The sequence below is a fragment of the Streptomyces flaveus genome (assembly GCF_014647675.1).
In the GTDB taxonomy this organism is placed as follows: domain Bacteria; phylum Actinomycetota; class Actinomycetes; order Streptomycetales; family Streptomycetaceae; genus Streptomyces; species Streptomyces flaveus.
This window is the reverse complement of record NZ_BMPQ01000001.1, coordinates 591,133-610,784: the sequence shown is the minus strand read 5'-3', so window position 1 is coordinate 610,784 and position 19,652 is coordinate 591,133. Positions and strand designations below refer to the sequence as shown.

The 19,652-nt window shown below is 72.1% G+C and carries 14 protein-coding genes and 1 tRNA gene; 5 read left to right on the top strand and 10 right to left on the bottom strand.

Annotated features, from left to right (window positions below):
- Positions 1-1,929: a putative bifunctional diguanylate cyclase/phosphodiesterase gene (locus IEZ21_RS02460; RefSeq protein WP_189320204.1), complete on the bottom strand. Its 1,929-nt coding sequence runs from the start codon at positions 1,927-1,929 to the stop codon at positions 1-3.
- A gap of 375 nt (positions 1,930-2,304) precedes the next feature.
- Here IEZ21_RS02460 and IEZ21_RS02455 point away from each other — a divergent pair, with 375 nt between their 5' ends.
- Entirely contained in the window at positions 2,305-3,603 is a 1,299-nt protein-coding gene (locus IEZ21_RS02455) for a M6 family metalloprotease domain-containing protein (RefSeq protein ID WP_373302153.1), read from the top strand.
- A gap of 61 nt (positions 3,604-3,664) precedes the next feature.
- On the opposite strand, the gene IEZ21_RS02450 is transcribed toward IEZ21_RS02455, so the two are convergent.
- The 8 genes from IEZ21_RS02450 to IEZ21_RS02415 all read right to left on the bottom strand — a co-directional run bounded on the left by IEZ21_RS02450 (position 3,665) and on the right by IEZ21_RS02415 (position 12,334).
- Positions 3,665-3,738 (bottom strand) — tRNA-Lys (locus IEZ21_RS02450).
- A complete protein-coding gene (locus IEZ21_RS02445) occupies positions 3,729-4,373 on the bottom strand; it encodes a hypothetical protein (protein ID WP_189320203.1) in 645 nt (214 codons plus the stop codon). Before IEZ21_RS02445 ends, IEZ21_RS02450 begins: the two co-directional genes overlap by 10 nt.
- 149 nt (positions 4,374-4,522) lie before the next feature.
- Positions 4,523-4,900 (bottom strand): DUF8844 domain-containing protein, encoded by a 378-nt coding sequence (locus IEZ21_RS02440; RefSeq protein WP_033329406.1) that lies wholly within the window; start codon positions 4,898-4,900, stop codon positions 4,523-4,525.
- Positions 4,901-5,219: 319 nt separating this feature from the next.
- On the bottom strand, positions 5,220-6,563 hold the full coding sequence (locus IEZ21_RS02435) for an AAA domain-containing protein (RefSeq protein ID WP_189320202.1): 1,344 nt from the start codon (positions 6,561-6,563) through the stop codon (positions 5,220-5,222).
- Positions 6,560-8,227 (bottom strand): hypothetical protein, encoded by a 1,668-nt coding sequence (locus IEZ21_RS02430; protein ID WP_189320201.1) that lies wholly within the window; start codon positions 8,225-8,227, stop codon positions 6,560-6,562. The genes IEZ21_RS02435 and IEZ21_RS02430 overlap by 4 nt, the downstream gene beginning before the upstream one ends.
- Entirely contained in the window at positions 8,218-9,393 is a 1,176-nt protein-coding gene (locus IEZ21_RS02425) for a hypothetical protein (RefSeq protein ID WP_189320200.1), read from the bottom strand. The genes IEZ21_RS02430 and IEZ21_RS02425 overlap by 10 nt, the downstream gene beginning before the upstream one ends.
- On the bottom strand, positions 9,311-10,408 hold the full coding sequence (locus tag IEZ21_RS02420; protein ID WP_189320199.1) for a phosphatase PAP2 family protein: 1,098 nt from the start codon (positions 10,406-10,408) through the stop codon (positions 9,311-9,313). Before IEZ21_RS02420 ends, IEZ21_RS02425 begins: the two co-directional genes overlap by 83 nt.
- Before the next feature lie 402 nt (positions 10,409-10,810).
- The gene (locus IEZ21_RS02415; RefSeq protein WP_189320198.1) at positions 10,811-12,334 is read right to left on the bottom strand and encodes an NsdA family TPR-like regulatory protein; all 1,524 of its coding nucleotides are present in this window, start codon (positions 12,332-12,334) and stop codon (positions 10,811-10,813) included.
- Positions 12,335-12,604: 270 nt separating this feature from the next.
- Between IEZ21_RS02415 and IEZ21_RS02410 the strand changes: the two genes are divergently transcribed.
- Both IEZ21_RS02410 and IEZ21_RS02405 read left to right on the top strand, forming a co-directional pair.
- The gene (locus IEZ21_RS02410) at positions 12,605-13,087 is read left to right on the top strand and encodes a hypothetical protein (RefSeq protein ID WP_189320197.1); all 483 of its coding nucleotides are present in this window, start codon (positions 12,605-12,607) and stop codon (positions 13,085-13,087) included.
- 122 nt (positions 13,088-13,209) lie between these two features.
- A complete protein-coding gene (locus IEZ21_RS02405; RefSeq protein ID WP_189320196.1) occupies positions 13,210-14,091 on the top strand; it encodes a spermidine synthase in 882 nt (293 codons plus the stop codon).
- 31 nt (positions 14,092-14,122) lie between these two features.
- Here IEZ21_RS02405 and IEZ21_RS02400 read toward each other — a convergent pair whose 3' ends face one another.
- Complete coding sequence (locus tag IEZ21_RS02400; RefSeq protein ID WP_246567217.1) at positions 14,123-16,855, bottom strand: AMP-binding protein; 2,733 nt, start codon at positions 16,853-16,855, stop codon at positions 14,123-14,125.
- A gap of 174 nt (positions 16,856-17,029) precedes the next feature.
- Between IEZ21_RS02400 and IEZ21_RS02395 the strand changes: the two genes are divergently transcribed.
- Positions 17,030-18,079 carry an iron ABC transporter substrate-binding protein gene (locus IEZ21_RS02395; protein ID WP_189320195.1) on the top strand — a complete coding sequence of 350 codons (1,050 nt, stop codon included), beginning with the start codon at positions 17,030-17,032 and terminating at the stop codon, positions 18,077-18,079.
- A gap of 134 nt (positions 18,080-18,213) precedes the next feature.
- On the top strand, positions 18,214-19,652 hold a 1,439-nt coding region (locus tag IEZ21_RS02390; RefSeq protein ID WP_189320380.1), incomplete at its 3' end, for an ABC transporter permease.

Genomic DNA, 19,652 nt, shown 5'->3' with positions numbered 1-19,652 from the left:
TCAGCCTCGCGGGCAGTCCGCCTCCGTCAACAGTGCGGAGATACGCTCCGCCGCCACCGGCCGGGAGTACAGCCACCCCTGGCCGGTGTCGCAGCCGATGCGCCGCAGCCGGGAGGCCTGCCCGGCGGTCTCCACGCACTCGGCGGTGACCGTCAGGCCCAGCCGGTGGGCGAGTTCGATGAGGGCCTCGACGATGACCTCGTCGGCGGGGTTCGCACGGTTGCCCGCTTCCTCGTACTGGAAGCCCCGCACGAACGATCCGTCGAGCTTCAGTACGGAGACGGGGAGGCGGCTGAGGTAGGCGAGGTTGGAGTAGCCCGTGCCGAAGTCGTCGATGGCGATGCGTACGCCCATGTCGCTGAGCGCCTGGAGGGCCTGGAGCGGGCGGCCCGCCGAGCCCATCACGGCCGATTCGGTGAGCTCCAACTGGAGGAGATGCGGGGCGAGTCCGGTCTCCGTGAGGATCGCCGCGACGTCCGCCACGAGGTCGGAGTCCCAGACCTGACGCACCGCCACGTTCACGCTGACGAAGACCGGCGGCACATCCGGGTGGTCCAACTGCCAGCGGCGCGCCTGCCGGCAGGCGGTGGCCAGCACCCAGCGTCCCAACTGCACGATGGAGCCGTCTTCTTCAGCAAGTCCGATGAACCGATTCGGCGTCAGGGTGCCGAACTGGGGATGGTTCCATCGCACCAGCGCCTCGACCCCCCGCACACCGCCGTCCTCCATGCCCACCAACGGCTGGTATTCCAGGGCGAATTCACCCTTCTCGATGGCGGGGCGGAGGGTGGAGGCGAGGGCCTGACGGGTCATGCGGTGGGCGTTGCGCTCCGGGTCGAAGAGCGTCCAGCGGGACTTTCCGTCGGCCTTCGCCCAGTACAGCGTCGTATCGGCGGCCTGCATCAGGGCCGTCGCGGTGGTGTCGGCGGCGTGCCGCTCGACGACCCCGATCGAGGCCGAGACCGACAGTCGCTGCCCGGAGATGTCGAAGGGAGCCTGAAGGGCCGTCAGTACGGACTTGGCGAGCTCCGCCAGCTGGTCCGTACCCGTCGAGTCCTCGACCAGCAGCGCGAACTCGTCGCCTCCTAGCCGGGCGACCAGCGGCTTGACCGCTCGCGCGTGACCGGCCTCGTCCGCGCAGCGCGTCAGCCGCTCGGCGACGGCCGCGAGCAGCCGGTCGCCGATGCGGTGGCCGAGCGTGTCGTTGACCGCCTTGAACCCGTCGAGGTCCAGGTAGCACAGCCCGATCCGGCCGGTGCCCGACTCCTCGTACGCCTCCGCCTCCAGCGCGGCCGAAAGGCGCTCGAAGAACAGGGTGCGGTTGGGCAGCCGGGTCACCGGGTCGTGCATCTGCAAGTGCCGCAGCCGCGCCTGGAGTTCACGGCGGGCGCTGATGTCGCAGACCGACACAAGGACGGCCCGCTCCTCCTCGGGCAGCGGAGAGACCGTCACCTGGGCCCAGAGGGAGTGCCCGTCGGGGTGTTTGAGCCGGCGGGTGCAGCGCAGTCTGGCCTGCCGGCCGCGGAGCACCTCGCGGTACGCGTGCCAGGTGCGGGCGTCGGAGGCCAGATCCACCAGATCGGCGGCGACCCGGCCCGCGAGGCCGTCCGGGCCTGCGCCGAGCAGCGCGGCCAGCGAGTCGTTGGCCGTGACGACCAGACCCTCGCGGTCGACGACGGCCATCGCCACGGGGGCGGCGTCGAAAGTGGCCCGGAACGTACGGTCCGCGAGGTCGGGGGCGCGTGGAGGCTCGGCCTCGGCGCGTGATGTCGCCGGTTCGGTACGTGTGGTACGCGTGTCGACGCATGAGGTGTGGGTGTCGACGCGTGGGGTCGTCTTCTCGTGAGGAAGAGACCGACTGTCACTTTCTGTGACCGTCGGTCGGACGAGGTCTGCCGCAGGGACCGGCCCTTCGGGCGTTCCGCTCACCGTTCGCTCCCGCTGTGCACTCGTTACTCGTACAGGTCTCGTCGGGTGGTCGGCCGGTGGAGGACGGCCGCTCTAGCCGTGTCCGCGCAGGAAAGTGTGCCGATCATAGAGGCTGGCCCGAACGCCTTCCAGCTACTCCTCAGTCTCCCCAATTAACCGGCTCTTCTGACAGATCGTTTCTGCCCGCACCTGGACAGGTTCCTTCAATGGCCGATCGCTTGTGACGTTCCGTGAGTGCTCGGGGTGTCCGCGGTGCCGCGACGCGCTCGTCCGGAGGCCGGTGCACTCACCCTTCTGGTGCAGACAAACAGGGCGTAAGTGATCACATGCGTACAGGCTGGGTGTGGTATCCCGAATTCCGCACCGGAGGTCGAAGTGCCGCGTCTGTTCCCCCTCAAGGGGCTCACCCGTGGCGAGGCACGACCTCGTTGGCGTGGTCCCGCGGCACTGTTCACCTCCATGGCGGCGCTCGCCGCCACTTCCCTGGCCATGGGCCCCGCGAATGCCGTGCCCCATTCGACGTCCTGTGCCTTGAAGCGGACCGACGCCCACCACTCGGAGGGCCTGGACACCTGGAACTCCGCCTATCCGCGCCCCGGCCGTCGCGTCGACGCTGTGATGGTCTTCCTCTCCTTCCCCGACTCCACCCCGCAGACCACACCCACCGAACTGGCGGCCGACCACTTCCCGGCCACCAGCCGCTTCTTCGAACGCGCCTCCTACGGCAAGTTCACGCTGCGCCCGCACCCGCTCCGCGAGTGGCTGCCGATGCCGCACGCTTCCACGGCGTACGCCATACAGCGCGACTGGAATTCCGCGCGCCGGTCCGCGTATCTGCACGACGCCCTCGCCGTGTCCGACCCTCGCGTCGACTTCTCGCGCTACGACGTCGTCTACTTCGTCGCCGATCCGCACGCGCCCGGCGTCGACTCGGACGCGACGAAGGTGGTCAACCTCGAGGCGCCGCTACGGGCCGACGGCACGGACATCCGCCGGGTCGTCACGGTCTTCGAGCAGCATCCACCGGACCGGCTCGTCCTGGCCCACGAGACGGGCCACGTCTTCGACCTGCCCGACCTCTACCACCGGCCGACCGACGACAGGGACGACTGGGACACCTACGTCGGCGACTGGGACCTCATGGGCAGCCAGTTCGGGCTGGCGCCGGATCTCTTCGGCTGGCACAAGTGGAAGCTGGGCTGGCTGGAACCGCGGCAGGTGGCGTGTGTGCAGGGGGTGGGCGACGGGGGTACGCGGCTGACGCTGGAGCCGTTGGGGGCCGGGTCGGCGGTGGCCGGGACGGCAGGGGGTGCGGCGGGGGCGGAGAGTTTCGGACTGGGGGGCGGGACGAAGCTGGCGGTGGTGCGCACCGGGCGGGACAGCGTGATCGCTTTCGAGGCGCGGGGGCCGGTCGGGAACGACGGGGAGGTCTGTACGCAGGGGGTGCTCGTCTATCGCGTACGCAACGAGGCCGTGTCCGGAGACGGACCGATCGAGGTCCTCGACGCACATCCGGACACCGCGGCCTGCCGGGACAAGTCGGTCTACCCGCCGCTCGCGGACGCACCGGTCGGGCTCGGGGAGAGCTTCACGGTGCCGGGGGAGGACGTACGGGTCGAGGTGGAGGACCGTAGGGCTTCGGGGGCGTGGACGGTGACGGTCTCGGCCGGGTGAGCCCGGGATGTACGGATACGCAAGAAGCCCCTCGCTTCCGCGAGGGGCTTCTCACCGTCTGTGCGCCGCCAGGGACTCGAACCCCGGACCCGCTGATTAAGAGTCAGCTGCTCTAACCAACTGAGCTAGCGGCGCCTGCTGACGTCGTAGACCTTAGCACCCTGATCCTGGGGAGGAAAAATCGATATCCGGGCCGCCCGAGCTGCGCGTACGGCCGCCCAGAGCAGGACCTCAGGGCCCGGCAGCCAGGGACTGCCGGTGTCGGGGGCGACGAGCCAGCGGGCGGGTGTGGACAGGGGTGCGGGGGCGGGCGTTGTGCTCGCGGGTGGGATCGTCACCGCATCGCCCCTGCCGTGGCAGAGCAGGGGCGGAATCGCTCGGCAACGGCCCGCGCCGCCGTCGGAGCCCCACTCCTCCCACTCCAGCAGCGCGGGCAGGCGCTGCGCGGTGCCCGGGGTCGCGAACAGGAGCATCCGCCCCCGGTACGCGGCCACCGGTCCCGAACCCGGCCCCTCGCCCCACAGCCGGTCCAGCATGCGGCGGCCGAAGATCGCGGGGGCGTTGACGACGTCGAAGGCGGAGCCGCAGGGCAGGACCGCCGGTGTGGTGGGCCGGTCGTTCCGGACGGCGGGGGTGGAGTGCCTCTGCGCGGAGTGCCTTTGGGCGGACGCGAGCCAGGCGGCTCCGTCCGAGGTGAGGGTGAGTGCACCTTGCGCGACGGTACGTGCGCTGGGCGCGACGGTGCCTGCCGGATTCCGTGTGCTGCTCATGCCGCTCATGACACATAGGTCTACTGGCGGTGAGGGTTCGGTTGCGAGGAGTCGCCGGAAATCGGGACAGGAGGGGTGCGAGTGGGGTAGCTTGCCCACCCGGCATATGCCGCGAGGTTTTTTCGCCGGTTCAGATCATGGCCGCCGGCTCAGGTCAGGTCGCCGACTCCGTGCCCGAGTCCCTTGCCGTTCGTCCCGCTGAGCAGTTCCTTGCCGAACTCGACCATCCTCTTCGCGTAGTCCTCGGTCCACTCCGCCCGCTCGGCGATGTCGGCCGGGGTGAGCCGGTCGAACCGGCGGGGGTCGGCGAGCTGCGCGGCGGCGATCGCCTGGAACTCGACGGCACGGTCGGTGGCCGCCCGGAACGCGAGCGTCAGCTCCGTGGCACGGTCCAGCAGCGCCCGTGGATCGTCGATCGACTCCAGATCGAAGAAATGCTCCGGATCGGAGGCGGCCTCCGCGGGCTCGAACAGCAGGGGCGCGGGGCGAAGCCGCGGCTCGTTCCGACGCGGCGTTTGCTCCGCCATGACTTCTCCTCTTCGTACGGTGGACGACCCGTCCGTGTGGGTGGGCCACCGTCCATTGTCTCTTGACCGCGCAAGTGGGCCTCTGGCCGCGCGGGTGGGGCCTCAGGACCGGCTCACACGCAGTCGGTCACTCTCCGAGCTGCGGCTACTACTACGGCTGCCATGGCACCCGGTGTTCCGACAAGTGGGACAGCACCGCATGGTTCGCTTCCCAGCCGTCCGGGGCTGTATCCATTGGCCGCCTCCGGCGGCGGCCGGACTCCGTCCGGCAGTTGCCCGGCATGGCACCGGCGCATGCCCGACAGGCACCGTGGGTCGGTCAGGGCTGCCATGGCACCCGGTGTTCCGACAAGTGGGACAGCACCGCGTGGTTCGCTTCCCAGCCGTCCGGGAATTTGATCGTGACTCCGAGCTGGACCGGTTCCGTGGAGGGGTGGTCGTCCAGGAGGTCGGGTATTCCGGCGCGGCTGATGACGATGCAGGCGTGGCGGTGGCGGGAGGCGAGGACGCAGAGGCGGCCCGTTTCCAGATGGAAGGCCGTGGCGTCGGGGCGGCCCGACAAGGGGTGCAGGACGACCGTGACGTCGTATTCGCGGCCCTGGAGACGGTTCGCCGTGTCGACGGTCACGTCCCCGGCGCCCAGTTCCGCCAGTGCCGAGCGGACCGCTGCCGCCTGGTCGCGGTGGGCCGTGCCGACCGCGATGCGGTCGGCGGTGAGGGGGGTGGGGTCGGGGGAGCGTTCGGACGTGGCCGCGCCGCCTCGGTCCAGGAGACGGCGGACGACCTGGGCGAGTGCGCGTACCGCCTCGGGGTCCGTACGAGGTGTGTGCCGGGCCGGGAGTTCCAGCAGGCCCCAGCCCGTCTCGGCCGCCTCGTCGATGACGCGGTCGGGGCCCGAACCGTCCGACGGGACCGCGAAGGCCAGCCGCCGGGCGTCGTGGTCCGTGCCGCTGCGGAACGGGGTGTACGGGTAGAACGCGGCCGAGACCAGCGGCGCTGCCGACGCCGGGAGCCGCCAGGAGACGGGGAGGCGGTGTTGCGGCAGCTCCGGGTTGTGGGCGAGCAGCGTCGTCACGGCCGAGGCGGACGGGTCGTACGACAGGCCCGCCCACTGCTCCGAGCCGACGATCGCGAACGGGTCCAACTGCCCCGGATCGCCCACGAACAGCGCCCGCTCGAAGAGGCCGGCGACGGCGAGCAGCGCGTCCGAGCGCATCTGGTACGCCTCGTCGACGATCGCGTGCCGCCAGGGCTCGACGCCCTTGACGTGGGCCCACTTGGCGGCCGTCGAGATGACGACGTCGAGCCCGGCGAGATCTCCGGCCTTCGCCGACTTGCGGACGTTCGGCAGGTCGTCGAGCGCCTTGTCGTACGGGTCCGCGTCGCTGCTGTGCAGGCGGCCGACGGGCAGCTCGGGGTTCTTCTCGGCGAGCCGCAGGACCAGGTCGTCGACCTGTGCGTTGGTCTGCGCGATGACCATCAACGGGCGCCCTGCGTCGGCCAGTTCGAGCGCGGCCCGGACGACGAGCGTGGACTTGCCGGCGCCGGGCGGGGAGTCGACGACGACGCCGCGGTGCGTCCCGTGCAGGGTGTCGCGCAGGATCGCGTCGGTGGCGCGGGTGGCTTCGGCGCCGGGGTCGAACACAGCAGTCGTGGTCGTCACAGGGTGTCCTCCTCGGTCACCGGGTCGGCCGGCGGATCCGTCGCCTCTCCCGGCGGCCCGCCGTGCGTCCAAGGTGTGTCCTCCGGGTCGGGCAGCTTCGCGCCGCCCCGCTGCTCGTGCTCGAAGAGCGTGAAGCAGACGCGGTCGCCCTTCTCGGGGACGGAACCGGTCTCGGGTTCCTTGCCGCGGCCCATCTTGTCGATGATGCGCAGGACGATGCTCATGCCTCCGGTGTCGGCGCCGTCCTCCTCGTACGACCCCTCGACGTACTCCGCCGCCTGCGGCTTTCCGCCGAGAGAGCGGTAGACCTTGGCGCGCTCGGCGAGGTGCGGCCGGTCGTCCGTGCGGACCGTCACGAGGGGGCGAGGGCTGGGGCGCTTGCTCTCGCTGTACGCCATGACGACGTCCGTGACCTCGCCCGCGAAGGCCTCCCCGGCGAGCCGGCGTCCGGCCATGACGAGCGGGTCGTCGAGGGCCTCCTGTGCTTCGAGGCGGGCCTGTTCGCGCTCGCGTGTGGCGAGCTTGTTCGCGGCGGTGACCGCGTCGTCGCGGCGCGGCTGCGGGGGTTCGCCTGCGAGGACGCGGTCCCGGTGGCCGGTGAACGACCAGCGGTCGCGGGTCCATCGGTCGGCGGCGTGGGTGCCCTCGGGCAGGGCGCGCAGCAGGTCGAGACCGCGCCACACCGCGTCCCAGGTGGGGCGGGTGCGGCTTTCGACGAGGTCGCGGATCTCGCGCTCGGCGGCGGTGAGTTCACCGAGCCGGTCGTCGGCCTGCAGTCCGTCCTCGGCGGCGGCGAGTGCCGTACGCGCGCGGTCGTAGCGCTCGATGGCGGGGGCGAGCAGCTTGTTGTCGAACGCCGGGTCGGTGGCGGGTCCGGCGGGCGGGCACAGGAGCTGCCCCCTGGAGTCGCGCTGGAGCTCGGCCCGAAGCGCGGCCTCGGCGCCGGAGGACGCCCGGTGGGGGTCCCCCCGCTCATGGGGGTCCCCCCGCTCGAGCGAATCCGAGAGTGGGGGAGGGTCGATCCAGGCGAGCAGCGCGCCGAGGTGCTGGTCCTCCAGGCTGCTCTGGCCGGTGGCCCAGTGCCGCGACAGTACGTCCGTGAGGGCGAGCAGCAGCGCGGAGCCGGGTACTCGGGCCCGCTCGCCGAAATGCGTCAGCCAGCGCCCGAGGAGCGGTACGTGCGGGGGGGCCGGATGGGGCGCTTCCGGCTCCTGCTCGGCGGTGCGGCGGAAGCGCATGGAGCGCCCGAGCAGCCGTACGAACTCGATGCCGGCCCGGCTCGGCACGATCAACTGCGGTGCGTCCGCGCACAGTTCGACCTCGACCTTGACCCGCTTCCCGGTCCCCGGATCGGTCTCGGTGCGCTCGGCGGCCTCGACGTCCTGCCCGTACGCGTCGATGTACGGCAGCACGACAGCGGCCAGCTCGGCGAGGAACGCGAACCGCAGGTCCCGGTCCCGCGGCTGCGGCACGACGAGCAGACGGGGCGCGTCGCGGTCGGTTCCGACCAGCGCGCCCAGCGGTGCCCCGGCCTCACCGGCGGTGGTGAGCGGCACGAAGACGAGCGGGTGCTCGGTGAGGTGCCGGTGCCGGACGGTGGCGAGAGGCTGGGCCCGGCCGGTGTCGACGGCTTCGAGGCGGGCGAGGGTGGCGATCAGGGACATGAAGCCCCCTCAGGGGCGGGCGACCGGCTTCCCAGCGCTTCCGCCCGAAGCTGAGCCGCCCTCCGGAGCGCGGCGACCGCCGGATCCGCCGGATCCCCGGCCGTCCCGCGTGCCGCGTCCAGTACGTCGTCGACGCTCGTCAGGCCGCCCAACTCCGCCCGCAGGGAGCGCCCCAGGGACGTCACCGCGCCCTCCGCGCGGGAGCGGGCGCGGCAGTGGAAGGCGAGTTCGCAGGCGGAGAGGCACTCGGGGGCGTACGTGGCGGGGACCGACTCGACCGCCGCCGTCAGGTCGGGGGTGGGGAGGTCGGGGGCGAAGCAGGTGCCCTCGGGGAGGGTGGCGGCGATGTCCTCGATGCGGGTGAGGCGGTCCAGCTGGCGGCGGGTCACGGAGCGCTGTTTGCGGACGTCCACGGCGGAGGCGGCGGGGAGGTTCGAGAAGTCCTTCGGGCAGACCAGGAGCACCGAGTGCCGTACCTCGGGCGCGGGGGTGAGCCGGTCCGCGACCCGCTCCAGCGCCAGTACGTACACCGCGGCCTGGCGCGCCGCCGCGCCCACCTTCGCCGCGTCCGCCGAACCGTCCAGCATCGGGAAGGACTTGATCTCGACGACCGTCCAGCTGCCGTCGGGATGCACCACCACCGCGTCCGGCTCCAGGAAGGCGGGGGAGCCCGCGACATCGAGGGCGAGCATGGGGTGGTCGAGCAGCGTCCAGGCGCCGGCCTCGGTGGCCTCGCGCAGCGCCAGTGCCGTACGCGCCGCGCGTCCCTCGGGGCCCACGGCCGCCAGGTCCGGAACGAGACCGGCCACGGGCGGCTCCGCCCCGGCGTCCAGCTTCTCGTGCACAAGCCGCAGCAGCTCCGCGCCCCCGTCGGCCTTGACCCGCGCCTCGAAGGCGTTGCCCCGCATGAACGCGAACTGTGACTGCCCGAAGGCCGACGGCGAGCCGAGCGCGCTCGCCAGCGCCGCCTTGTTCACTCCCGCCCCGTCGAGGATGGCGCGCCGCTTGCAGCCGGGGTTCGCGGCGAGCGCCGCCAGGGCACGCGCGTCCAGCGGCTGCGGCGGGACCGCCGGACCGCGCAGCTCAGCGAGCCGGTGCCGGAGTCTCGTCCCCCGCGCCGGCGGGACTTGCTTCGGGATCGGCTCCCTGCTCGGCGCCGGGACCATGGCCGGCACTGACCTTGCGCTGTCCGGGAAGTCGCTCACCCGGGGAAGTCTGGCATCCCCCACTGACAATTGAGGAACCTGTGCCCCGCGAGCCCACTGTGACTGCTGCCGGGACCGACTCCGGGACTGGTTCCGGGACCGGCGCCCTGGCGGGTGTCGAGCCGGACTTGACCAGTGTCGGGCCCGACTTGACCGGCGTCGAGTCCGACGTGACCGGTGCCGTGGCCGAGGTGAGACGCCATGTCCAGAACCGCTCCCGAGCCCTGTCCGCCAGCCGCAGCACCGGCCGGGTCAGCAGCAGTCCGACGCCCATCACGGCGGCGCCCGCGAGTGCGTCGAGGAAGTAGTGGTTGGCGGTGCCCATCACCACGATCGTGGTGATCAAGGGGTACGCGACCCCCGCGACCTTGGTGAGCCGCGTGCCGCCGTACCGCCACAGCATGACCCCGCACCACAGCGCCCACCCGACGTGCAGGCTCGGCATCGCCGCGTACTGGTTGGTCATGCCGCCCAGGCCCCGTGGTGCGCTCGCCTCGCCGCCCCACCAGCCGTAGTCGCTGTACTGGGCCATCGTGTCGATGAAGCCGTAGCTCGCGGACAGCAGCCGGGGCGGGCAGGTGGGCAGCAGCGTGAAGCCGATCAGGCCGATGAACGTGGAGGCCAGCAGCCAGGTGCGGGCCGCTCTGTAGCGCACGGTCCGCGACCGGAAGATCCATACCAGGATGGCGGGCGTGACCATGTAGTGCAGCGACGCGTACCAGAAGTCGGCGGGTATGCCGAGCCAGGGCTCGCGGGTGAAGAGGCGATTCAGCGGATGCTCGGCGTTGAGGTAGAAGACCTTCTCGACGCGCAGGATCGCCAGGCCGTTGTCCACGGCGGTGGTCACGTCCCCGCGCGCGAGCAGCCGGCCGGCCGAGTACACGGCGTACACCAGGAAGATCAGCGGCAGCTCCGCCCACCAGCGGGGCCGGGTGCGCGATACCGCCTCGGTGCCCGGTACATCGGTCCGCCGCATCCGATCGCCCTCCCCCTTCTCCCCCGTGGCCGATGCGCCACTCCCCAAGGTCCAACCTATGCGAACGCCTGAACGGGGCGCCTCGGTCCTCGAAGACGCAGAGATCGCCCAATGGGTTGCCCCGGAGAAGCCTGGGCGATGACGGAGCGATTCACCAATGGGTTATTTCTGGTCCATCCCGGATCCACCTCTGATACGTCCCCGATACGTCCCTGATCCATCCGGAGGCCGAACCTGTGCAGGGCCGGGCCTACGGGAAGCCCGCGATCGAGACGTGGAACGACTGTGGGCACCTGACCGCGTAACGGTCAGGTGCCCACGTAAAGCGCCCTGGGAGCGAGTAAACCGTCTGCCCTGTGCCACCCCCGCCGCATGTCGCCCCCGCGTCATACCGCCGCTGCCCTATGCCGTCCGCGCCATCGCCGCGTGCCGTTCCAGGAAGTCCGACACCCCCGTCGCGCGGCGATGCGGCAGCAGCACCCGGGCCGTGCCCGCGAGCATCGTCTGGACCCGGGAGGACTGCACCTCGTCCAGGAGGTCCAGTACGCGCAGTCCGGCCGTGGCGGCCTCGTCGGGGTGGCCGGCGCGGGCCAGGTCGTCGGCGAGTTCGGCGGTGTAGAGGGCGATGTTGCGCGTGAAGTGGGGGTCCTGGAGGCGGGCCGCGCGCCGGGCGTGGTGGGCCGCGCGCGGCCAGTCGCCGAGCGTCGACCAGCACTGGGCCTCCAGGCCCGCCAGTTCGGCCGCTCCGTAGAAGCTCATCCACTCCGGGTCGGCGTCGCAGGGCCCGCGGTCGAACAGCGCGTGGGCGCGGGCCAGCGCCTGCTCGCAGCCGGTGCGGTCGGCGAGCCCGGCCCAGCCGCCGGCCTCGCGCAGCGCGAGCAGCGACAGAAGCCGGGACGAACCCAGCGGACGCGCGGCGCGCTGCGCGGCCTGCGCCGCCCGCACCGCCTCCCGCGGGCGGCCCGCGTCGCGCGCCAGGAAGGACGTATTGCAGAAGGCGTGTGCCTCCAGGGCCGGGTCTCCGGCCATCCGGGCGGTGGCGAGGGCCTCGGCGTAGTGCGAGCGCGCATCGCCGAAGCGCCCCGAGTCGTGCGCCAGCCAGCCCACGGAGATGGCCAGTTCACCCGCTCCCGCGTGCAGCCGCTCGGCGGTCGCCCGCCGGGTCGCGCCCGCGTCCAGCAGTGCGTACGCGGCCCGCAGTGGAGCCGCCGCCCTCCGGTACAGCCCGTCGGCGCCGTGCCGGTCGTCGAGCAGCCGGATCTGCCGTACGGCCTCTTCGAGCGCGCTCGCCTCGGCCTCGCCGACCCGGTGCACGGGACGGTCGGCGGCGACGGCGGGGCCGCCGAACGCGAGGCCCAGGGGGCCCAGGGAGGCGACCGCCACGGTGGCGGTGCCTCCGGTCATGAATGCGCGACGCTGCACGTCGCTCTCCTCGTGGTTCTGATCGTGGTACTCGTGCGGGTCTTGCGGGTTGTACGGGTTGTACGGGTTGTACGGGTCTTGCGTGCCGCACGTGTCTTGCTCTTGCGTGTCCTGCGTTTCATACGGCTCGTGCGCCCCATCCGTCTCATGCGGGGCATACGTCAGGCTCGTGGTGCGTGAGGGGAGCGCCTCGTCCGTGGCGCGCGCCCCGCGTCCGCGTACCGATGAGCGGGGCGCGAAGCCCAGGTCGGTCAGCGACCGGCCGGGGAACATATGCAGGAACACCCGCTCGTACGCGTAGTTCGGGCAGCGGATCTCCCCCGCCTCGACGCGCCCCACATAGCGCGCGTCGCAGCTCACCCGCTCCCCGATCTCCCGCGCGGCCCGTCGCACCGCCGCCGCGAACTCGCCCGGCGAGCGCTGCCCGCGCAGCTCCCGGAAGGCGAGGTTCGGCCGCGGTGGCCGAGGTGACTGGGACGACGAGGTCGTCGTTGACGACGCCATGGCCGGGCCCTCTCTCGCGAACCGTCGAACCATGCCGGAACCAGGGCGAGTTGATCACGTCCCACTCGGGTCGGTCACGTCCCCGCTCGGGCTTCCGGCGGGCAAGAACGTACCCGCTGTGACGAGTCCACCACGCAAGGTTTGGCTACAAACCGGATATCTCATCCGTGATCTGCCATGAACTGCCATCCTTTACGGCTGAGTTGCGCCGTAGCCGTTGACATCCGGGGGCGTTGAACCATGTGGTGACTTCGATCGAGGAGAGGTTCCATGATGGAGGCCGGCATGGAGACCAGACAGAGCATCGATCCCCCTGCGCCGTTCCCGACGGCGGCCCCGCCCGGCGGTGAGGAGGGGGCGGAGGACCCCTGTGACCTTGTCACCGTCCCGACGCGGCAGGGCCTGGAGGCCGTCGACATCCTGCGCCGGGGCGCATCGGAGGCCGTGGGCCCCGTCCTGCACGACGACAGCTGCGACACCCTCGGTTTCCTGGTGCCGCCGGGCACGGCCGACGCCTGGGACGTACCGGGCAGCACCTGCACGCAGACCGACGGCCGGGGCATCAGCCTCATCGCCGAGGCCGCGGCCTGCGAGGACGCGGGGTCCGGAACCGGCTCCGGTGAGCCGCCCGTCGAGGGCTCCGGCTGGCTCCTGCCCCCGGAGGACTCCGAGCTCGCCACCGACCCGGCCGTCCTGCGCGCGGCGCTCGACGAGGCGGCTCGCTTGATCGAGGCGGCGGACAACTGCCGTTAGGTGCTGCAGGCCACGGCCGGTGATTACGTGCTGGTTCGTTGTGGCTGGTCGCGCAGTTCCCCGCGCCCCTGAAGGGGCGCTGTAGCTGAGCCTCCCTCTCCCGCACCCCCGATAATGGCCTGATGGCAAGGGCGAAGGCGAGGGCCAAGCGGTCAGGCGACCGGCGGGTGGCATCCCAACCCGTCGTCGCCACAGTCGACGGCGGGCTCGCCGAGCTGATGCCCGACCGGGACCGGGCGCGTGCCTGGTCGCTGCTCATCGACGGCGCCCCGCAGTCGCACGTGGACCTCGACGACCCGGCGTATCTGAAGTTCGAGTACCAGCGCCGCCTCGGCCACGTCATCGACCTCGCCGCCCCGCCGGGCAAGCCGGTGCACGCCGTGCACCTCGGCGGCGGCGCCCTCACCCTCGCCCGCTACGTCGCCGCCACCCGCCCCCGCTCCACCCAGCGGGCCGTCGAACGCGACGCCGCCCTCGTCCAACTGGTCCGCCGCGAGCTGCCGTTGGATCCGAACACCCGCATCCGCGTACGTTCCGTCGACGCCCGCGAAGGGCTCGCCAAGGTGCCGGACGGCTGGGCGGATCTGGTCATCGCGGACGTGTTCAGCGGGGCGCGCACGCCGGCGCATCTGACCTCCACCGAGTTCCTCGACGACGTCCGCAGGGTCGTCAAGGCGGGCGGCGTCTACGCGGCCAACCTCGCCGACGGCCCGCCGCTGGCCCACCTGCGCGGGCAGATCGCCACGGCAGCGGGTGTCTTCCCGGAGCTCGCCCTGGTCGCCGACCCGGCCGTACTGCGTGGCAAACGCTTCGGCAACGCGGTCCTCGTCGCCTCCGACCGCCCGCTCCCGATCGCCGAACTGACCCGCCGCGCCGCCTCGGACCCGCACCCCGCGAGGGTCGAACACGGCAGAACGCTGACCGACTTCACCGGCGGCGCCGCGGCGGTCACGGACGCGGCGGCGGTGGCGTCACCGGCGCCACCGCCCTCGGCGTTCCGCTGATTCGAGACCGGCGGAACGGCGGTACAAGGCGTCACAGCCGCCTGACCACCCGCGTCGCCACAGCCGCGTACCCGATGCCGACAGCCAGGGAGATGAAGAGCGCCAGGACCGGGAAGTCGTCCGGGACCTGGGGATAAACCTGGAAATGCGTCAGGTAGATGTAGAGCGAGCTGCTCGCCAGGATGCCCGCGATCCGGTTGAGCGGGCCCAGGCTGGGCAGCGTCGGCACCCAGATCAGCAGCGTCAGCCCGGCCACCACGAGAGTGGTGCGCAGCGGCTGGTCGTGGAAGAGGCCCGGGAGTGCGAGCAGGAGTACCGCCGTCAGCAGCGACCGCTGTCGCGTGGTGGTCGCCCGCGCGGCAGCCCACCCCAGCGCGAACAGCCAGAAGACCACGGTGGGTCCGAGGTGGAAGCGGGCGGGTGCCAGGTCCGGCAGGTCGTACCGGCCGATCAGCCCGACCGCCAGGAGCGCCAGTGGCACCCCGAACGCGTACCGCCGCTCCAGCCGGTCCAGCAGGGGGACTGCCATCAGCACGGCGAGGACGATCAGGATGTAGACCAGCGCCTCCACGAACCAGTAGTGCCATTCGTGACGTTCGGTCCCCTGGTCGAGGAGGCTGTTCAGCAGCAGGGCGTTGGCCGGGTCGTAAAAGCTGGTCAGCGCCACCGCGCCGGCGATCCACGCCACGCTCGGCACGGCGACGCGGGCGATGCCGCGCCACAGGTGCCGCAGGCGCGCGCTGCGTTCGGCCCCGGTGAGATGGAAACGGGCGAAGTTGAAGCCCGCGACGCCGATCAGCACATGCGCGCCGCCCTGGAGGGAGAAGAAGGGGATGTGCGAGGCGACGATCAGAACGATGCCGACTGCGCGCAGGGCTACGCCGGTTTCCAGCGTGCGACGGGTGCGCCAGGACCGTGCGGGCTGCGAGGGCCGCGAGGGCTGCAGAGACTCCGGGCCGCGGGTACGGGTGCGGGGCCGTCCGTTCCACCGGGCCGACCGTTTGGCGGCTCCGGCTTCTGCCCCTGCCGGTTCCGTCACGGAAGTTGCCAGGGCACGCAGTTCGCGGATCGGCTTCGTATGCCAGTCGGTGGGCAGCCCGCCGAGCGCCTCCTCCAGCCGCAGGGACATCTCGACGTAGGACAGCGAGTCGCCGCCCAGGCTCACGAAGCTGCTGTCCTCGGTGGCATCGGCCCGGTCGAGGATCTCGGCGTAGAGACGGCACAGGTCCCTGGCGAGCCCGGCCGCCTCTTCCACCTCCTCCGGAGCCGGGCGCGTCAGCCGTCGTACGGCCTCGTAGTCGGGTTTGCCCGCGGTGAGCCGCGGGAGTTCGGCGAGGACCCGGATCCGTATCGCGCGGGCCGGGATTCCGCACTCGTCGGCCACCAGGCGCCGCAGCCGGTCACCGTCGGCGGCCTTGTTCCTCAGCACGGCCACAGCCAGCGCGTCGCCGTCTCCTGTGCAGTACGCGGCGACCCCGTGCCGCTCCAGCAGTGCCTCGACGCGCTGGGGTTCGATCCGCAGACCGACGATCTTCACGAACCGGCTGCGGCGGCCCACGATTTCGTAGAGTCCGTCGGGTGCGCGCCGGGCGAGGTCCCCCGTGTGCAGTTCCCGTACGGTCCGGCCGAGGGCGAGGTCGGACGGGCTCTCGGCGTAGCCGAGCATCACGTTCGGGCCCGAGTAGACGAGTTCGCCGATTCCGGGGTCACGCTGGTCGTCGACCGGGTGCAGCCGGAAGGAGCCGCCGGGGATCGGCACCCCGACGGCTTCCGGGCGCTCGGCGGCGAGGTGCGGCGGCAGGTAGGCCATACGGGCCGTCGCCTCGGTCTGCCCGTACATCACGAAGAGTTCCCAGCCGGACCGGCGCCCCAACTCCGCGTACCGTGCGACGCGTTCAGGTGCCAGTCGGCCGCCGGCCTGGGTGACGCGGCGCAGCTGCGGCAGCCGCATCCGCTCGAAGCCGACCCGGTCGAGCAGGTCGAAGGTGTACGGCACCCCGGCGAGGGACGTGCCCCGGGCGGTGCGGAACTCCGCCCAGAAGGCCGGCTCCGACACCGACCGGTCCGTGAGGACCAGCCCGGCGCCGCGCAGCAGGTGGCTGTGGACCACCGACAGGCCGTAGCAGTAGTGCATGGGGAGGGTCGTGGCCGCGCGGTCGGTGTCGGAGATGCCGAGGTACGTGGCTATGGACTCGGCGTTGGCCTGGACGTTCTCGTGGGAGAGCCGCACCAGTTTGGGTGAGCCGGTCGAACCGGAGGTGCTCAACAGCAGGGCGAGACCCGGATGGAGGGTGTGGCTGCTGCCGTGGTGCCGCTCGTCGAGGGTCCAGGTGCCGTGGTCGTCCGGCCGGGCCACCACGTCCGGGTCGTACGCGGCGGTCAGGGCGCGTATCGCGCGGTCGTTGTCGCCGGGGACGAGCAGCACGGGGTGGCCCGCGGAGAGGGCGGCGAGGTGGACGACGAGGGCGTCGGCCCGGTTGCCGCCCGCCAGCAGCACCAGTCGGCGTACGGGGCCGAGGCGCTCGGCGGTGGCGGCCACGCGTTCTGCCAGCCAGCGGTAGGAGAGCTCCTCGTCCGGGGTGATCAGCGCGACGCGGTCGCCGTACGCCGCGAGCTTCCGCGCGAACGGCACGCCATACGGGCGTACGAGCGGCGCGCCGTGCGGACGTACGGACGGTTCCGGAAAGGGGACCGAGGCGGGCGGGGCGGCTGACGGGGTGGAAACGGTGGGCGGCGCCTGGAGGGGCCCGAAGGGGTCGATCACGGTGCGCGCCTTTCCGCCGGCAGAGCCCGCCGATAACACAGATCCCTTGACGCTTAGGCAAGGTTTACCTTATTCATAGCATGTTCACAGTTGGCTAAAAAGCGTCACTACGCCGCTCGCCGCCCGACGACGCGACCTGCGGCGTCGCGGCGAGCCACGCAGGAAGGCACCCTCATGCGACGCCCTCTGGCTGGCCGAATCACCGCGCTCGTCGCGGCCGGCCTGCTGCTCCCCGCCCTCGCCGCCTGCGGCTCCGACGACGACAAGAGCAGCTCGGGGGAGGGCAGCGACTCCGCCCTCGTCATCTACTCCGGCCGCAACGAGAAGTTGGTCAAGCCGATCCTCGACAAGCTGGAGAAGGCCGTCGGCACCGAGGTCGAGGTGCGCTACGGCGACAGCGCCGAGCTGGCCGCGCAGATCCTGGAGGAGGGCGACCGCACCAAGGCCGGACTGTTCTTCTCCCAGGACGCCGGGGCGCTCGGCGCCCTCGCCAAGGAGGGGATGCTGGCGCAGCTCCCGCAGGAGCAGCTGGACAAGGTCGACAAGGCCTACCGGAGCGCCGACGGGGACTGGGTGGGCCTCTCCGGACGCGTCCGCGTGATCGCGTACAACCCGGACAAGGTCGCCGAGGACGAGGTCCCGGACAGCGTCCACGACGTGGTGAAGCCCGAGTGGAAGGGCAAGGTCGGCTTCGCGCCCACCAACGCCTCCTTCCAGGCCTTCGTCACCGGCATGCGCGTGCTGGAGGGCGACGATGCCACCCGTAAGTGGCTGGAGGACCTGAAGGCGAACGGCGCCAAGACGTACGCCCACAACCTCGCGACGCTCGACGCCGTCGAGTCCGGCGAGGTCTCCCTCGGTCTGGTCAACCACTACTACTGGTACGAGCGGGTCGCAGAGAAGGGCGAGGACGAAGTCAACGCCAAGCTCCATTTCCTGCCCGGCAAGGACCCGGGCGCGCTGGTCAACGTGGCCGGGGTGGGCATCCTCACGGACGCCGGGCAGAGCGAGGCCGCGCACAAGGCCGTCGACTACCTGCTCTCGGAGGAGGCACAGACCTACTTCGCCGACAAGACCAAGGAGTACCCGCTGGCCGCGGGCGTCACCAGCACCGTCGAGGGCCTGCCGCCGTTCGACTCCCTCGAGTCGCCCGACATCGACCTCGGCAAGCTGGAGTCCCTCCAGGAGACCCTGGCCATGCTCCAGGACGTCGGGCTGGTCTGACGACCGTGCGCACACCACAGTCCGGGCGCCCCGACACGAGCAGTGGGGTGCCCGGTGCACGTCGGTCCCGGACAGGCGGGGAGCCACCCCGTTTCCGTACGGTCCAAAAGGCGCTCGGTGCCCGGCCGTTCCGTATCGCGGCCGGACGCAGACCACCCCTCGTCCTGCTCGTCCCCGCCTGCGTGGCGGCCCTCTTCGCCCTGCTCCCGCTCGGCTATCTCGCCGTTCGCGCCCTCGAACGCGGCCCCGGTTACGCCTGGGACGTCGTCGCGGACGAACGCACCCTGCACCTGCTCGGCCGCAGCCTCGGCCTCACCGCCGCGGTCGTCGCGGCCAGCCTGGTGCTGGGCGTCTCGCTGGCCTGGCTGACCGTACGCACCGCCCTGCCGGGCGCCCGCGCCTGGTCGGTGCTGGCCACGCTGCCGCTGGCGGTGCCCAGCTACGTCGCCGCCTTCGCCTGGCTGTCCGCCGCCCCCGGACTCGCCGGTTTCTCAGGCGCCGCACTCGCCCTGACCCTGGTCAGTTTTCCGTACGTCCACCTGCCCGTCGCCGCCGCGCTGCGCGGCATCGACCCCGCGCAGGAGGAGGCCTCGCGCTCCCTCGGACACGGCCCGGCGGCGACCTTCCTGCGGGTCACCCTGCCGCAACTGCGACCGGCCGCGGCGGGCGGCGGGCTGCTCGTCGCGCTGTACGTGCTCTCCGACTTCGGCGCGGTCTCACTGATGCGGTACGACACCTTCACCCGCGCCATCCACACCTCGTACCGCGCGTCCTTCGACCGCACCCCGGCCGCCGCGCTCAGCGTCGTGCTGGTGGTGATGACGGTGGCCCTGGTCGCCGCCGAGGCCCGTACGCGCGGACGCGCCGGGCACGCCAGGACCGGCACCGGCACCGCCCGCCCGGCCGTACCGATGGCACTGGGCCGGTGGCGGCCCCTCGTCCTCCTCTGGTGCGGGGCGGTCGTGGCCGTGGCCGTCGTCTTCCCGCTCGGCACTCTCGCGTACTGGCTGACCGCCGGCAGTTCGGCCGGCTGGGACCTGGGCGCGATCGCGGACACCGCGTGGGCCACGCTCACAGTCGCCGCGGCCGGGGCCGCCCTCACCACGGCCCTCGCCCTGCCCGTCGGGGTGATCGCCGCCCGGCACCGGGGGCGCGGCGCGCGCCTGCTGGAGCAGGCGGCGTACGCGGGCCATGCGCTGCCCGGGATCACGGTCGCCCTCTCCCTGGTCTTCTTCGCGGTCCGCTACGCGTACCCCCTGTACCAGCAACTCCCGCTCCTGGTCGGCGCGTACGCGGTCCTCTTCCTGCCGGTCGCGGTGGCCGCCACGCGGGCCGCCGTGCTCCAGGCGCCGCCCGTGCTGGAGGACGTGGCCCGGTCGCTGGGGCGGCGGCCGTGGCAGGTCCTGCGCGAGGTGACCGTGCCGCTGGCCGCGCCGGGGGTGGCGGCGGGGGCGGCACTCACGTTCGTCGTCTGCATGAAGGAGTTGCCCGCAACCCTCCTCCTGCGCCCCACCGGCATGGACACCCTGGCCACCCGCCTCTGGACCGAGACGGGCGCCGGCTCCTTCGCGGC